19 protein-coding genes are annotated in these 15,925 nt (G+C 40.9%); 9 read left to right on the forward strand and 10 right to left on the reverse strand.

Going from position 1 to position 15,925, the window contains the following annotated elements:
* The first annotated feature begins 62 nt into the window (after positions 1-62).
* A complete protein-coding gene (locus E3D00_RS10105) occupies positions 63-674 on the forward strand; it encodes a JAB domain-containing protein (protein WP_246091435.1) in 612 nt (203 codons plus the stop codon).
* A gap of 20 nt (positions 675-694) precedes the next feature.
* On the forward strand, positions 695-1,411 hold the full coding sequence (radC, locus tag E3D00_RS10110) for a RadC family protein (protein WP_141462248.1): 717 nt from the start codon (positions 695-697) through the stop codon (positions 1,409-1,411).
* Here radC and E3D00_RS10115 read toward each other — a convergent pair.
* From E3D00_RS10115 to rpmE, 6 genes are all read right to left on the reverse strand, one after another.
* Positions 1,406-2,530: a 5-(carboxyamino)imidazole ribonucleotide synthase gene (locus tag E3D00_RS10115; protein ID WP_141462250.1), complete on the reverse strand. Its 1,125-nt coding sequence runs from the start codon at positions 2,528-2,530 to the stop codon at positions 1,406-1,408. The two genes, radC and E3D00_RS10115, sit on opposite strands and share 6 nt — an antisense overlap.
* Positions 2,530-3,063 (reverse strand): 5-(carboxyamino)imidazole ribonucleotide mutase, encoded by a 534-nt coding sequence (gene purE, locus E3D00_RS10120; protein ID WP_141462252.1) that lies wholly within the window; start codon positions 3,061-3,063, stop codon positions 2,530-2,532. The genes E3D00_RS10115 and purE overlap by 1 nt, the downstream gene beginning before the upstream one ends.
* A complete protein-coding gene (locus E3D00_RS10125) occupies positions 3,063-3,263 on the reverse strand; it encodes a YdcH family protein (protein WP_141462254.1) in 201 nt (66 codons plus the stop codon). Before E3D00_RS10125 ends, purE begins: the two co-directional genes overlap by 1 nt.
* A 113-nt stretch (positions 3,264-3,376) precedes the next feature.
* Entirely contained in the window at positions 3,377-3,952 is a 576-nt protein-coding gene (locus tag E3D00_RS10130; RefSeq protein ID WP_141462256.1) for a DUF1013 domain-containing protein, read from the reverse strand.
* Between the two features lie 225 nt (positions 3,953-4,177).
* On the reverse strand, positions 4,178-4,639 hold the full coding sequence (locus tag E3D00_RS10135) for an Hsp20 family protein (RefSeq protein WP_141462258.1): 462 nt from the start codon (positions 4,637-4,639) through the stop codon (positions 4,178-4,180).
* Positions 4,640-4,799: 160 nt separating this feature from the next.
* Positions 4,800-5,027 (reverse strand): 50S ribosomal protein L31, encoded by a 228-nt coding sequence (gene rpmE, locus E3D00_RS10140; protein ID WP_141462260.1) that lies wholly within the window; start codon positions 5,025-5,027, stop codon positions 4,800-4,802.
* Positions 5,028-5,222: 195 nt separating this feature from the next.
* Here rpmE and mscL point away from each other — a divergent pair, with 195 nt between their 5' ends.
* Both mscL and E3D00_RS10150 read left to right on the forward strand, forming a co-directional pair.
* Complete coding sequence (gene mscL / locus E3D00_RS10145) at positions 5,223-5,678, forward strand: large conductance mechanosensitive channel protein MscL (protein ID WP_141462262.1); 456 nt, start codon at positions 5,223-5,225, stop codon at positions 5,676-5,678.
* A gap of 22 nt (positions 5,679-5,700) precedes the next feature.
* Complete coding sequence (locus E3D00_RS10150) at positions 5,701-6,027, forward strand: hypothetical protein (RefSeq protein ID WP_141462264.1); 327 nt, start codon at positions 5,701-5,703, stop codon at positions 6,025-6,027.
* Between the two features lie 33 nt (positions 6,028-6,060).
* On the opposite strand, the gene secF is transcribed toward E3D00_RS10150, so the two are convergent.
* Positions 6,061-6,996 carry a protein translocase subunit SecF gene (secF, locus tag E3D00_RS10155; RefSeq protein ID WP_141462467.1) on the reverse strand — a complete coding sequence of 312 codons (936 nt, stop codon included), beginning with the start codon at positions 6,994-6,996 and terminating at the stop codon, positions 6,061-6,063.
* Between the two features lie 4 nt (positions 6,997-7,000).
* Complete coding sequence (secD, locus tag E3D00_RS10160; protein WP_456316389.1) at positions 7,001-8,545, reverse strand: protein translocase subunit SecD; 1,545 nt, start codon at positions 8,543-8,545, stop codon at positions 7,001-7,003.
* Positions 8,546-8,688: 143 nt separating this feature from the next.
* Here secD and E3D00_RS10165 point away from each other — a divergent pair, with 143 nt between their 5' ends.
* On the forward strand, positions 8,689-9,672 hold the full coding sequence (locus tag E3D00_RS10165) for a Gfo/Idh/MocA family protein (RefSeq protein ID WP_141462266.1): 984 nt from the start codon (positions 8,689-8,691) through the stop codon (positions 9,670-9,672).
* 16 nt (positions 9,673-9,688) lie between these two features.
* Here E3D00_RS10165 and E3D00_RS10170 read toward each other — a convergent pair whose 3' ends face one another.
* Positions 9,689-11,497 carry an ABC-F family ATP-binding cassette domain-containing protein gene (locus tag E3D00_RS10170; RefSeq protein WP_141462268.1) on the reverse strand — a complete coding sequence of 603 codons (1,809 nt, stop codon included), beginning with the start codon at positions 11,495-11,497 and terminating at the stop codon, positions 9,689-9,691.
* 56 nt (positions 11,498-11,553) lie between these two features.
* The gene (locus E3D00_RS10175) at positions 11,554-12,285 is read right to left on the reverse strand and encodes a PhyR family response regulator anti-anti-sigma factor (protein WP_141462270.1); all 732 of its coding nucleotides are present in this window, start codon (positions 12,283-12,285) and stop codon (positions 11,554-11,556) included.
* A gap of 260 nt (positions 12,286-12,545) precedes the next feature.
* Between E3D00_RS10175 and E3D00_RS10180 the strand changes: the two genes are divergently transcribed.
* From E3D00_RS10180 to E3D00_RS10190, 4 genes are all read left to right on the forward strand, one after another.
* Complete coding sequence (locus E3D00_RS10180) at positions 12,546-12,998, forward strand: sigma-70 family RNA polymerase sigma factor (protein ID WP_246091436.1); 453 nt, start codon at positions 12,546-12,548, stop codon at positions 12,996-12,998.
* A gap of 86 nt (positions 12,999-13,084) precedes the next feature.
* Complete coding sequence (locus E3D00_RS10185) at positions 13,085-13,660, forward strand: sigma-70 family RNA polymerase sigma factor (protein WP_141462274.1); 576 nt, start codon at positions 13,085-13,087, stop codon at positions 13,658-13,660.
* Positions 13,661-13,853: 193 nt separating this feature from the next.
* Positions 13,854-14,030, forward strand: coding sequence for a NepR family anti-sigma factor (locus E3D00_RS10560; protein ID WP_181441966.1), 177 nt, complete (start codon positions 13,854-13,856; stop codon positions 14,028-14,030).
* An 89-nt stretch (positions 14,031-14,119) separates the two neighbouring features.
* Positions 14,120-15,877 (forward strand): sensor histidine kinase, encoded by a 1,758-nt coding sequence (locus E3D00_RS10190; RefSeq protein WP_246091437.1) that lies wholly within the window; start codon positions 14,120-14,122, stop codon positions 15,875-15,877.
* The last annotated feature ends 48 nt before the right edge of the window (positions 15,878-15,925 follow it).

Raw genomic sequence — 15,925 nt, forward strand, 5'->3', positions numbered from 1 at the left:
CGAGAGATTTCATAAAAGGAACTGGCCCTCAAGGGCACCGAAGCCGTATGCGCACACGAGTTATGACTGCCGGCGCTGAGAGCCTAGCTGATTATGAATTGTTAGAAATGCTTCTTTTTTTGAGTGTGCCGCGCAAAGACACTAAGCCCATGGCCAAAAAACTAATCAATTATTATGGAAGTTTAATCGATATTTTTCGTGCTCCAACAAAGGAACTGCAAGCGCTTGGTTTAAATAATGATATTATTCGAACTTTGCGCTTACCAGCTATTGCTGCAGAACGGCTTTCACTCGCAGAAAAAAGAGAAAAACCTGTTTTAGGAAATTGGGATGCTTTAACCGGATATTTGGATGTTTCTTTAAAAAATGCATCGCCTAATCAATTTCGAATATTATATCTTGATAACCGCAATAAACTTTTATCTGATGAAGCTATAACAGAGTTTAATGATCACAAAACTCTCAATAAAACAATCGGAAAACAAGCTTTATCTCTGCATGCTTCCGCGATTATTGGGGTTTATTTCCAACCAAAAATCACTCTTCCGCAACTAGCGGATATAAGCCAACAGATAAAAACAGCACTGAATTTTTTATCTATTACAACTCATGATTTTTTATACGCTCAAGATCCAAACCATTATAAAAGCTTTCAGCAAGAAAATATTTTATAACTCTCATTAGAAATAAATATATGACTGATATTCATCTCAAACAAAATAAACTACAATCTTTTAAAGAGTTCATTGAGACACCAAACGTGAAAATTGATGATTTAATTTTGACAGGTCGTGGGCGTTATTTAACTGATTTGGATATTCTTGCTTATATTATTTCCCTTTGCATAAAAGATAATGATCTTTCTTTTTTACTAGCCCAATCACTTTTAGAAAAGTTCCACTCTTTCGCAATGGTTCTAATATCAAGAGGGGAGGATATAATGAGCATTAATGATATGAAACTCAGTATTATTCCCATGATCAAAGTATTACAAGAATTAGGCCTTCGGTATAACAAACAAAGAATGCCATCAAAAGATATCATCCGAAATGAAAAAGAACTTATTGAATATCTTAGTTCTCGTTTATCACGAGAAGTTATTGAACAATTTCGTATTTTATTCTTGGATGATGAAAAAAGCTTAATTTCTGATGAAGCTCAAGCACGAGGAACAATTAATCATACTCCCGTTTATCCACGAGAAGTGGCGAGAAGGGCACTCGAGCTGAATGCAACATCACTTATTTTAGTGCACAACCACCCCAGCGGAGACCCCAGCCCATCTAAAGCTGATTTGGATATGACCAAGCATATTCAAATCACTTTAGAGACAATTGGCATTGAGTTATTTGATCACTTTATTATTGGCAATGGCGTTCATACTAGTTTTAAAAAAGAAGGTTTCTTATAAAAGATCTGGGGACAACTGCGAAAGCCCTAATTCACCAGGGAGTGCCCCATACGGATAGATCGTATTAACGTGCCCCATCTTTCTTCTTGGACGCGCTTCTTTTTTCCCGTATAAATGAACCGAAACACCTTCTTTTTTAAGTAATGAAGGCACTTTTTCCATATCTTTGGGACCAATCAAATTATGCATAATCGCATCTGAATGACGGCGCGCTGTTGGTAAAAAAATGCCCGTTACTGCTCGAATGTGCATTTCAAATTGATCGATCAGGCAAGCATCCATGGTCCAATGACCAGAATTATGAGGCCGTGGAGCAATTTCATTTACTAATAAGTCACCCTTCGCGTCCTGAAAAAATTCAACCCCCAATATGCCAACAAGATCAAAACGTGTTGCAATCTTCGTAGCAATATCTTGAGCTCTCTGTGCGATCTCGGGTGTAACAGGCGCGGGGGCTAATGTAATATCTAATATTCCATCCCGATGCCTATTTTCAACAGCATCAAAACATCGAACGGTCCCGTCCACTCCACGCACAACCATAACACTTAACTCACGCTGAAAATCGATCTTTTTTTCAGCAATAAGTGGATAGGGTAAATCAGTTAACGCTCTTAACTCTTCAGCATTGTTAACGCGAAACTGTCCTTTCCCATCATAACCAAATCGTGTTGTTTTTAGAATAAGAGGAAATCCAATATCTTCCTCTAGTGCTAAAAGATTATGTGAAGAACTAACCTGTTTCCATGGAGCAACAGATACACCAATTCCCTCTAGTGACTGTTTCTCTAAAATACGATCTTGACTAATCTTCAAGACTTGCCCAGCCGGACGCACAGGCTTTAACCTCTCTAATAGCTCCAATCCTTGGGCACTAATATTCTCAAATTCAAATGTAATAACATCACACAAAGATGCAAACTCTTCTAGTGCAGCCTCATCATCAAAAGAGCCAACCGTAACAGATGCAGATACTTCAATAGCTGGACTTGAAGGAGCTGGATTTAAAATATGTACTCGATATCCTAATTTCGCAGCAGCCATGGCAGACATACGCCCAAGCTGACCGCCACCAATAATTCCAATAGTGCTACCAGGATAAAAAACTTGATTAGCCATTATGCTTCTTCACTCGGTCTATCTGCAACAGAAGCAGTTTGAGCTGCTCTCCAAGCTTCTAAACGTGTTGCTAGTTCCTTGTCATGCAGTGATAAGATAGAACCTGCTAAAAGAGCTGCATTCTTAGCACCAGCTTTGCCTATTGCTAACGTCCCTACTGGTACACCACCGGGCATCTGCACAATTGATAAGAGGCTATCTTGGCCTTTCAATGTCCGACTTTCTACAGGAACCCCTAAAACAGGTAATGTTGTCCAAGCCGCACACATCCCCGGAAGATGGGCCGCACCGCCAGCACCTGCAATAATAACATTTAATCCACGCGAACGCGCTGTCCGAGCATACTCCGCCAAGCGATCTGGTGTTCTGTGAGCGGAAACAATACGTTTTTCATAAGGGATACCTAGTTCATCTAGGATATCACAAGCATGCTTCATGGTTTGCCAGTCAGACTGACTACCCATAATAACACCTACACGCACAACAAAATCAGATTGAATCACATCAGAAGAAGTGGATAAAGTTTTGTTCATTAAGCTATGTCATCCGGAATAAGTTTTGTCTCGATTCGAGCAATCTCATCTTTCAACTGCAACTTCCTTTTTTTTAGTCGTTGCAATTGCAGCTGATTGATAGAATGGTTTGTTAAACGGCTAATTACCGTATCAAGATCACGATGCTCACTTCGTAACTCATGCAGACGTCTGAAGATAACATTATTATCAATCATCATTAGCGCATGCCCCAAAATGCTAGAAAGACATTATGGAAGAATGCAAACAGATCATCAATATAATTCAATGATCTGCTCCAAGCTTCGAGATTTTTACAACGACTGTTTAATTACTATGAGTTTTCTGCAACCACGAATGTACTCTCTGGTAAACTCTGCCCTTCACGAGCAAGTCTATCATTCGCCGCAGCAACAGCAGCATTTAAGTCAGTTTGTGTACACAATCCCAAAATAACTGGATCACGTGGCTTTATGTTTGCACTATTCCAATGCTGCCGATCCCGGACCTTAATAATAGTATCTTTAGTCGTCCCTAATAGCTTAACAATTTGTACTTCTGTTAATTGTGGATACTGCCGCAAAATAAAAGCGATCGCGTCAGGACGATCATTCCTTTTAGCAACAGGTGTGTAACGAGCACCCTTAGCACGTCGCTTAACCGGGCTAGGCGAGGGGGCTATCTTTAATTTTGCATTTGAATCAGCTTCACAACGCTTAATTTCAGCTTCAGAAAGCTGATGATTCTTTACCGGATCATAGCCATTAATTCCTGCAGCAACTTCACCGTCGGCAATAGCTTGTACTTCCAGTGGATGCATTCCACAGAATTCTGCGATTTGATTAAAAGTTAAGCCTGTTTTTTCAATCAACCAAACGGCTGTAGCTTTAGGCATTAGAGGCAGGGTCATATCAAATGCATTCCTTTGGGGGCGCAAAAGTGCCAACATACGCAGGCACCGATTGGCGTATCCAGAGAGGAAAATCCCACCGGGATATAATCGCAGCACCTGCTTGATGCTCGGCGATAATTAAATACGATATGAGGCAGAGCTTCTTCAAGGTCAAGATTAGAAACACCAAAGCTGCATAAAAAGCAGCTTCAATGCTTAGTTTATATCTAATTATTCCCTTAATTAGGCAGCTTGCTCGTTACTTGCTTGTCTTTGGCGATGTGACGCATCTGTTATAATAGGAATACGCCGAGGCTTTATCGCTTCAGGAAGGACTTGCTTCACAATAATAGTTAGCAAACCATTTAAAAGCTCTGCTTTTTCTATTTCAATATGATCTGCCAAAACAAAACGACGCTCAAAAGCGCGTGTTGCTATCCCTCGATAGAGCCACTCACGTGCACGAGCAGCTTCCGTTATATTCCCACGAATAACGAGCGTGTTATTTTCCTGCAAAACCTCAACTTCATCTGGAGAAAAACCAGCTAAAGCCATCGTTAAAGCATACTCAGTTTCTGCAGTTTTTTCTATATTATATGGTGGATAACTAGGAATAGCCTGTGCATTTGCCGCTTTTCCTGCAACATGCGCAAGACGATCAAATCCAATAGCACTCCGAAAAAGAGGAGTAAAATCATACCCCATAAGATACCTCCTTTAGGCAGGAATCATCTGTCTGGCTCCCAAATCTGGCGAACCCAATAAACAAAACTAAACACGACCCAAAGGCATCGTGTTATGTATTTACAGATGATTACTACCCGATGTTTTTTCAAGAGTTTGAAAAAACATCGGGAGGAGAAAACTACTTCTTGCGGCTACCAATACCGGCAAAACGTTTATTAAATTTAGCCACCTGACCACCAGTATCAAGCATCCGTTGAACACCTGTCCATGCTGGATGAGATTTTGGATCAACGTCAAGACGCAACGTTGCGCCAGGCTTTCCGTACGTCGAACGGGTTTTAAATTCCGTTCCATCCGTCATAACGACGGTAATTTCATGATATTCAGGATGAATTTCAGGCTTCATGAATAGTTCTCCAAAAAGAAGGCTCCGATACCGACCGGAGCGAATCATTACGCGGGGTATAAAGGAATACCTTAAATGATGAAAGGCCTAGACCTTAAATTACAAAGTGTTTTTTATATTTTTATCACTCAACAAAAAAGAAACATTTTTACTTCAAATTCGTTTTAAAGACTTCTAATACGAAAGGGAAACGAGATGAGCGGATCCAAACATACTCTTCACACCCCTACATGGGTTGGAGATTTCAAAAATTTCATCATGCGTGGCAATGTTATTGACCTTGCCGTCGGTGTCGTTATCGGTGCAGCTTTTACGGCAATCGTAAACAGCGCGGTAAAAGATCTTATTACCCCACTCATTGGACTTGTTACAGGCGGGGTTGATTTCTCAAATCTTTTTGTCACACTTAAAGGACCTCATCTTGCTACACTAGCTGAATCACAAAAAGCTGGTGCAGTCACTCTAAATGTGGGTATCTTCCTAAACGCCGTTATCCAGTTCTTAATTATTGCTTTCTTCATTTTCTGGGTCATTCGCTTAATCGGTAAATTACACCGCAAAGAAGAAGTCGTTGAAGCACCTCCAGCACCAACGAAAGAAGAAGTTCTTTTAACCGAGATCCGTGATCTGCTAGCAAGCAAACAGTCATAAAAATTATGAGGCTTCCTTTAAGATGCGCAGTTCTAATAAGAAAACAATACCTGCACTCATCTTAATAGGAAGCTTTCTCTCAGGGTGTATTACTCACCCTCAACGTACTGAAGGTGTACCACCTTCTCCAAATGCACGTTTATATACCTTCCTCATTGCACATGGGATGGTAAGAGGAGCCCTTATTACAGGGCGCATATCCCCTCAGAATATACAGAATGTCATTATCCTCGATCATGGTGCAGAACAGACTGCTCTTCAAGCAGCTCAAAAACAAACACCATCAGCCGTTAAAAAAGCAGATCTCAGTGTTGAGAAACTTTTAAATGTTATTTCAATCAATAAATAAAAAACCCGCCTAAAAGACGGGTCTTTCTTTATGTTAAACTTTTTCACTCTTTCTAAGGCGCTTATGCCCTAAAAGAAGCAATAACGGTGCTGCGATAAAAATAGACGAAGATGTCCCCACGACAATTCCAAACAGCATGACCGTAGCAAACCCAGTCAACGTACTTCCGCCAAATAACGCCAGTGGCAACGCAGCAAGAAATACGGTCATAGATGTACCCAATGTTCGGTTAAGTGTTTCATTAATCGATAAATTCAACAACTCTCTCAAAGGCATTGTCCGATATTTTCGTAAATTTTCACGAATTCTATCGTAAACAACAACTTTATCATTAGTAGAATACCCTAAAATAGTCAGTAGGGCTGCTACCATAACAAGGTCAAACTCAAATCGGGTTACAGCGAGAAATCCAACTGTCTTAGTCAAATCGAGTATTAAAGTTACAACAGCACTAATCGCAAACTCTCGTTCAAATCGTATCCAGATATAAACAAGAATCATTAAAAGGCTGCACCCAAGAGCCAGAACCCCATCCCGGAACAACTCAGACGATACAGAGGCGCCCACAGCATCTGCCCGCAGAACCTGTGTCCCTGGAAGCGCTTGAGCGATAGAACCTTTTACACCATCTACCAATTTTTGAGTTTGTGCTGCTTGGTTCACCCCTTCAGGAGCATTAATCGAAATACGTACATCTCGATCACTTCCAAAGGCTTGTATTGCATCAGGGTGAATATGAGCACGCTCTAACGCGGCTCGTATTACTCCAAAATCAGCTTTTTGAGGAGTTTGCGCTTCCACGACAACTCCCCCTCTAAAATCTAACCCAAGCTTCAAACCCGGATGAAAAAAAAGAATGATTGATGCAATCGACAAAACTGCCGAAACAATCAACCCCATGTAACGACCTCGCATAAAGTCAATGCGACTATCATCACGAACAAAACGAAAAAGAGGGCGAGACAACATGATGTTAAACCGGCAGTTTTTTAGGACGGGTACGGGCATACCACCTTACGATAAGCAACCGTGAAAGAAGCAAAGTCGTAAAAAGGGTAGTTACGATACCAATCGTGATTGTTAGAGCAAAATTACGAACGGGACCCGTTCCAAAAACGAACAGCATTACGTGCGCCAGAAAAGCTGTTGCATTACTATCAATAATCGTACCTGTTGCGCGCTCAAAGCCTGCTTGTAATGCTTGAAGAGGAGGGCGGCCTCTTTTCACTTCCTCGCGAATACGCTCGTTAATCAGAATGTTAGCATCCACCGCCATACCAAGGGTCAACAACATACCCGCCATACCAGGCAGCGTCAGAGTTGCTTGGAAAAGCGAAAGGATAGCTACCATAAGGATTAAGTTAGCAAACAAGGCTATATCAGCATATAAGCCAAAGCGCGCATAAAAGAGCGCCATAAACATTACGACCAGAACAAAACCAACTCCAAGGCTGATAATGCCTGCACGTATAGAAGCGGCCCCTAAACTTGGGCCAATTGTCCGCTGCTCTACTACAGCAAGCGGAGCGGGAAGGGCGCCGGCACGTAATAAGAGGGCTAAGTCAGATGCTGACCGGGCATTAAACCCTCCTGTAATCTGGCCACTCCCAGCTGTAATTGGATTGATAATGTTCGGCGCTTCAATCACTTTATTATCAAGAACAATTGCAAAGCGTTTATTAACATTCTCACGTGTCACATTTGCAAAAGCTGTTGCGCCTGTACTATTTAACTGAAATGTAACAGCCCACCCGCCTGTTTGTTGGTCGATTACAGCACCAGCATTTGTTAAGTCAGCACCATCAACATCAATATGATCCTGTACTGCAACTTGGGTATGAGTACTGATATCTTCCAGCATAGTAGAACCCATACTTGCTACATTTGGGTTCGGTGCCAATAAGCGGAATGTTAGCCGTGCTGTCGTTCCTAAAAGCGTTTTGATATGTTCTGGATCACTAACACCTGGCAACTCAACAACAATTTGGTCATCACCTTGACGAGCGATACTCGGATCTACCGCTCCAGTCGCATCAATACGTCGCCGAACAATCTCAATCGATTGGGAAACAGCTTCTCGTGCTCGTTGGAGTAACGCATCGTGTTGAAGCGTTATAAGGATACGTCCATCTTTTTCTGAAATAGAGAATTCATTTGGAACACTCTGCGGAATAGCTTCAACAGCTTTCATATCTGCTGTGCGTTCACTTTCAGAACGAGCCTCAAAGCTTAAAACGCCTGCCTGGTCATCTTTCTGAAAGTCTCTATATCCAAGAGACTTATCTAAAAGAGACTGACGAGCTTGGTCCTGTAAGGATTGTAATCTGTCATGCTGGAGAGATTTTAAATCCAATTGCAAAAGAAGGTATGACCCTCCACGCAAATCAAGCCCCAGATGAACCTGTCGCCATGGCAGCGCTGGCGAAGGTGATTTGATAAAGTTTGGCAGACAAAGCAGGGCACCAATTAGACAGACGCTAATGATACCCAACATTTTAAGCCGGCTGTAATACATCATAACGGTTCGAGATGTCCTCGGCGAAGGGTGGACTCACTACATGTATGCCGGAACATGCCGCTTTCACAACGCCGATGCAACCTATGAACAACAATCATTCATCATAGTCTTGCTAAAAATTACACGACTGATAGTGTTTTTCTATGAATATTCAAAAACAACTTCGTGTAGGCATTGTTGGCGCCGGACATTTTGGCAGATTCCATGCTCTCAAATCGGCATCCAATCCATCAGAACACCTGATTGCTCTTTATGATCCAGACATCAAGCGTGCTCAATCTGTTGCCCATGAAGTAAAATGTTCTATTGCCTCTGATTATCAGAGCCTTTTAAAACATGTTGATGCTATCATTATTGCTGCCCCCGCTGAATTTCATTTCACTTTAGCAAGCGAGGCTCTTCAGGCTGGCAAGCATGTCCTCGTGGAAAAGCCCATTTCTGCAACACTGGATGAAGCATATCAACTTGCCAAGATAGCAAAAGAAACCAACCAAGTTTTGCAAGTAGGCCATTTATTAAGATATTCAGCTGAACATAAAGCAATTACAGAACGCGTAAAAAGACCTCTTTATATTGAGGCAACACGTATTGCCCCTTTTAAACCAAGAGGGATCGACGTTTCTGTCATTCTTGACCTTATGATCCATGATATCGATCTTGTTCTTTCTATCGTTGATAGTCCCATTGCTGAAATTGATGCCCTTGGCGCTGCTGTTTCTAGTGAGCATGAAGATATTGCGAACGCACGCCTACGCTTTGAAAATGGCTGTGTGGCTACAATTACAGCAAGTCGAATTTCACTGAAAACAGAACGTCGCATGCGTCTCTTTTCTCAAGACGGCTATTTATCTGCTGATTTTATGGAGCGTAAACTTACTTTTATTGGTCGAGAAAAAGGAATTATTCTTCCAGGGACAGGGGGGTTTAAACGCGAATCAGTCAGTTGGAAAGAGCATGATAATTTAGCGGTGGAGCATCAAGCTTTTGTCGCTTCTTGCCTTGAAGGGGCTCCCGTTCTTGTTGATGCCCAAGCAGGGATTCGTGCTTTAGATACTGCAATACGAGTAACAGAGAGCATAAAAAACTCTCGTAAAATTATGGAAATTTCTGGCCTTATTACTCCTTAGAGAGCCCTAAGACTTATTACCCTTCAAGTTCCTCTTTTTTTACCTCCAACTCCAGCCACAACTCTTCACACTCCTGTAATTCTTTTTCTTTCTTCTCTAAAAGGTCGGTCGTTTTTTTAAATTTATCAGGTTCACGACTATAAAGCTCAGGATCAGACAAAATATCCTGAAAGGCTTGTATTTCCTTTTCTAGCTTAGCCATTTTTGCAGGGAGTAAATCTAACTCCCTCTTGTCTTTATAACTTAACTTTGTTTGTTTTTTTACGGTTTTTGCAGTCGCTTTAGTGCTGCCTATATCCTCATTTTTTTCATTATTGGTTCGCTCAGCCGGTGCTTGACCACGTCGCTGAACCAGCATATCGGAATATCCACCCGCATACTCCACCCAACGCCCATCACCTTCCGCAACCAACACTGAGCTAGCAACCCGGTCGAGAAAATCACGATCATGGCTCACCAGCAAAACGGTTCCCGCATAATCTGACAACATTTCCTGCAACAAATCTAAGGTCTCTAGATCCAAATCATTTGTTGGTTCATCCAGCACGATCAAGTTAGATGGCTTAGCCAAAGCGCAGGCCAAAGCTAGTCGCCCACGCTCTCCACCTGATAATTTAGCAACTGGTGTCCGTGCTTGTTCAGGGCGAAACAAAAACTCTTTCATGTACCCAATAACATGGCACTTTTCATTTCCAACCTGCACCATGTCTCCACTTCCACCCGTTAAAGTATCCGCTAGAGTTTTATTAGGATTTAAATCCTCACGTTGCTGATCTAAAGTCACCATAGAAACGGAAGGGCCGATATAAACACTTCCTTCTTGAGGTAATAACTTTCCCGTTAGCAATCGAATGAGCGTTGTCTTTCCAGCCCCGTTTGCGCCAACCAACCCTAATCGATCACCACGTAAAATTTTTAAGTCAAGATCCGCAACAATAGATCGGTCAGGATATGACCACGATATGTTTTCTGCACCAACTGTGATCTTTCCTCCACTTTCTGATTCTACAGCCTCCATCTTTAAAGTGCCGTTTGATCGAGCAGAAAATTCACGACGTTGATTCCGAAGTTGGGCTAATTCCGCAACGCGCCTCACATTTCGTTTTCGGCGTGCTGTGACGCCATAACGCATCCAATCTTCTTCACGAGCTATTTTACGATCTAGCTTATGTGCATCGCGTTCTTCATTTTCTAAAATTTCATCACGCCAGGCTTCATATCGAGCAAAGCCTTGGTCAAGCTGACGCGTTTTCCCATGCTCCAACCAGACGACACTTCGTGACAAAGTCTCTAAAAGACGACGATCATGGCTAATCACAATCATAGCCATCTGTGACGAAATAAGTTCTTTTTCGAGCCACGTTATTGTTGGAAGGTCAAGATGATTAGTTGGTTCATCAAGGAGAAGCAAATCTGCATTGGCGGCGAGGGCCCTGGCCAGCGCTGTACGACGCACTTCTCCGCCAGAAAGGTTTTGACAGTTTTCTTCCCCTGTCATACCTAATTCAGAAAGCATGGCACGGGCGCGATAATGCTCTGTCTCTTCTAAATCTTCTACAACATAATCAAATGTTGTCGGATATGCAGATAAATCAGGCTCTTGTGCAAGATAATGAACTTTTACGCCAGGCTGAACAAACCTTACACCATCATCAGGTAAAATCTCACCCGCAACAATTTTTAGGAGTGTTGACTTACCTGATCCATTCCGCCCGACAAGACAGATACGCTCTCCAGCAGAAACGGAAAGCTCTGCTTCGTCCAATAAGGGGCGCCCACCTAAAGTATAAGTAATATTCTGGAGTGTTAAAATGGGTGCTGACATACTTTTGTATGTATTCCTTAAAGGCAAACTTTAAAAATGATTTTCTCCTTTGCTTTTTACAAAGGAGAAACCCCTCCCGTCACAGCTTGATAGGTCGCAACAGCAAGGGCCATAGGCTCAAAAGGCTTTGTAATAATAAACGGAGGTTCATGGAGGCCGCCTTGAAGTAACCGCTCAGGATACGCTGTCACAAAAATGACAGGGGTTTTGTGGTTCTGTAAAATGCGGCCGACAGCACTCATACCGTCACCACCATTCCCAAGGTTTATATCTGCCAGAATTAAGCCAGGGTTTTTCTCTTCAGCTAGCTTCACTGCATCAGTTTCTGTATGAGCAATCCCCGCAATTGTATGCCCACAACGCTCAACCAAGTCTTGAATATCCAGAGCAATAATTGGTTCATCTTCAATAATTAAAACAGTTGTTTGCGCTATATCTTGTAAGGCTTTTCGAGCAACACACAACTCTTTAGCTGCATCATCTTCTGTTAGACCAACAACTTTTGCTGCTGATTCTAATCCTTGTTCCTCTAGGGAAGTGAGCAACAAAAGGGCTCTTTGTTGGAATGATATGCCTGTTTTAAAGCTGTAATCTTTTGCAAGATCCGTAAGAAGTTCTTTATACAGAAAGAGCCTAGCAGAAATTTCACGAGGTTCTTCGAAAGAAATTCTTTTTAAAACCTTTTCTAAAAGAAGATCTCCCTGCGCACGGTCTCCCGTCAAAGCACGCGCAAAACGACGAGCATAAGGAAGCGCCTTGATAAATTCCTGACGTACCTTATCAGTCATGAGAAAAACTATCCTTTAAATGCAATATCAACATCGTTAACGTATCGTTCAACAATAGCATAGCGTTATATACATAAACTCACGTCGCAAACATGTCATAGGTTTATCTAAAATCAAACCCTTTAAAAAACACCGATGATTCTGATATACTACATCTCAAGCAAAACCAACAACGCTTCCCTCTTTGTAGGATAAAAAATATTCCCTGCCTTCTTGATACCAATTCTTTTAAAAATGATCTTTTAAAAGAATTACCTCATTTGCGTGGTTTTGCTCGCTTTTTATGTAAAAATACCACTCTTGCAGACGATCTCGTTCAGGAAACAGTCGTTCGCGCTTTACGTGCTCAAGACCAATTCGTCGAAAATACTTCTCTAAAAGCATGGCTTTTTACCATTCAACGTAATATTTTTTACGAGCAAAAGCGCCGCTCATCACGAGAGGAAACTGTCTTTCAAGATTATGAAAAAAGTCAGTCTGAACCTACTCGAAACAACAATCAAAATGCGCGCGATGCTATTACTGATTTAAGTAGTTTTTTATGGGAACTTCCCGACACATTACGTGAGGCAATCATCTTAGTGGGCGCTCAAGAATTGTCATATGAAGATGCGGCCGCTGTATGCAATGTTCCCATCGGAACAATTAAAGCACGTGTTTCCAGAGCGCGAGCTCAGCTAGCTGAATTAGCCAAAGAGCACTCTATAATTTAGGAAAAAAATATTTTTTTTGAGATGCAACATTTAAGAAACTCCATTCATTCCTAACAATAAGGAACATTTTAATTGGAGTATTTCTCATGACGTTCCATGACCAAGTTATTGCTATTCTTCCTAAGCTACGCGTTCAGGCTTTATCATTGACTCGTAATCGCGCCGCCGCTGAGGACTTGGTCCAAGATGCTGTCTGCAATGCTCTTTCAGCTCAAGCTAGCTTTATTCCTGGAACAAACTTTTCCGCTTGGATGCATCGTATTTTAAGAAATCGCTTTATTTCTGACTTACGTAAACGTCGTGAAACAACAGACATTGATGATGTCCCAGCTGCAAATTTTTCTAGTTCAGCGACCCATGAAGACAATCTGGCTTTGAAAGACCTCTCCCTTGCCTTATCACGTCTTCCTGCTGACCAACGTGAAGCATTGGTTATGGTTGTCATGCAAGGTATGAGCTATGAAGCCTTAGCTGAGGCTACCGATTGCGCTGTTGGTACAGCAAAAAGCCGTGTGTTCCGTGCTCGTCGTCAATTAGAAGCATGGATGACAGGTGACTTACCAAGCAATGATAAATTACGCATTAAAGTCAAAGCGTTACGGGATGCTATTGATGCACGTCAACGCAAGGGAGAATCTTACGAAGACCTCTTGATCGATTAATCTTTAATCAATAAACCGTGTTAAATTATGGATACACACGGTTACATAAATTCTGGGACGTTGGGCACCATGATATGATTTTTGATTGAGTATAAGGTCTTTATTTGCGGAACTTAAAAACTTTTAAAAAGTTATATGAGGTATAATGTTTTTCTCAATTTCTTGTTGTTACAGAAAGGTTTAGGATGCGGCAATGACCGGAGGAGATCAGTCTAAACCCTCATCCGGAAAACCGGAAGACGATAATAAAGAATCGCCTTTTGCTATCTGGTTAAGTCGAGAATTACATCAACTTTTTGATGACGTAGCGAATGAACCTATTCCTGATTCGTTATTAAACCTCATTGAAAAAGATCGTAATAAAGAATGATTATTTACGATTAAAAGGAACTGGGTATTTTCTTTAGTTTATCTTTTCTTAAACATATTCGTATGCTTGATACAATTGGAGCTCGGGTTATGGCTCTTATTGTAGCAACTACTCTTCCTTTAGCCATTATTGCAAGCCTTTTAGCGTGGCACAGCTACGAAGCGAATAAAGATAATTCTATCTTTAGAGCTGAACGAAATGCACAGGCTACTCTTTCTGAAATTTCTAATGATATCGATCGCACGCATAGTGTTTTAGATATGCTGGCGGGAAATAATATTTCTACAAAAAATGCATTGCATGAATTTAATCTAATTCAAACACTTTCTCAATATCGCTATTGCTCTCTTATTTTAACCGATAAGGGGGGAGTGCCTATTACCGTACTTCCTCCACCCTCCATACAGGATCCAAAAATTTGTCAAACAAAGAAGATAAATCCTTTTTTCATTCATAACAAAAACTTTTATTCAAATGTTGGTATTGAAATCTTAGAAGGAGAGGTGGGGCCTTTATTAAGGTTTGTAGCCCCAATCATAAATAACAATTCAGTCAATGGATTTATAATTTCTACAAAAAATTTTGTCTGGCAAAGCAATCATATCCAAAGTGATTATATTCACCTCTATTCCAATAGTTATATAAGTAAATCAAACCATTATTTAATAACACAAAATGGGGATGCTTTTTCTTTTCTTCCTGATCATCCCGAAAAAGTAGAACTTCCTATACAAGTAAAAAATAGAATTAATTTAATTTTGAAGACCCATACTCAGCATGATGCTTTCACTATTGATGATATAGCTTACGTTTTCCAAAATGCATATGGGTCTATTAACTTACTCATTACAACTGAAAGAACTCCTGCAGAAAAAAAAGCTCTACATATTTTTGTAATAAGAGTTGGTCTTATTGTTCTTCTTTTAACTCTGGAACTTATTGTCGTTGCTTGGGCTGCCCGAACCTTTTTAGTCCAACCGATTGAACGCTTAGCTTTGGCCGTTTTTAACTGGAAAGAGGGAGATACTTTTATATCGCCTCAAAATCGATTTATTCCCCTTGAGAACCAACACCTAGAAAAGGCCTTTATAACCGCTACAAAACGATTATCGCGTCACGAAAAAGCTTTAGAAGAATCAGCTCGAAATCAGGATTTACTTATCAAAGAAATCCACCATCGCGTAAAAAACAATCTACAAATTGTTGCTTCTCTACTAAATTTGCAAGCAAATCGTATTCGTTCCCAAGAAGCACGTGAGGAGTTTCATCTTGTTAGAGACCGTGTTCGTGCCCTCGCAACTCTTCATAGATATTTATATTCAGATAAAGGTCTTTCAGGGTTAAATATTCATGACTTTCTTGAAGAGTTAAGCACGCTTCTTCTCGCTACGTACGATATGCATACACAAACTCGTATTCGTTTAAAGCTTGACGTTGATCATATATTAATTGCTCCAGACCAAGCCGTCCCCATAGCTCTCATTGTCACAGAAGTCATCAGCAATGCGTTGAGATTTGCTTTTCCAGAAAAACAATCAGGGTATATTCGAATATCCTTAAAGCAAAGTGAATTATCTAATGGAGAAAAAAATATTGAAATGATCTTAGGAGATAATGGTATTGGGTTTAGAGCAAATGATCCTGATACGAATACTCGAAGAGAAGGTATTGGTATTCAATTAATCCGTGGATTTTCTCGCCAAATAGATGCTGACCTAACCATTAATAATCAAGATGGCACTTGGTATATTATTAAATTCCAACCAAGCGATCCACTCCCATCAGCTATTTCTCTTGCGCAACAAACAATACAAAACGCTGAAAAAAACATACACAGTTCTCTGTAAAACTCTTTAAATAAAATTTATCTATTATTTTTATAAGCATAAAGAATT

Origin of the sequence: Swingsia samuiensis (genome assembly GCF_006542355.1) — a bacterium.
GTDB classification, from domain to species: Bacteria; Pseudomonadota; Alphaproteobacteria; order Acetobacterales; family Acetobacteraceae; genus Gluconobacter; species Gluconobacter samuiensis.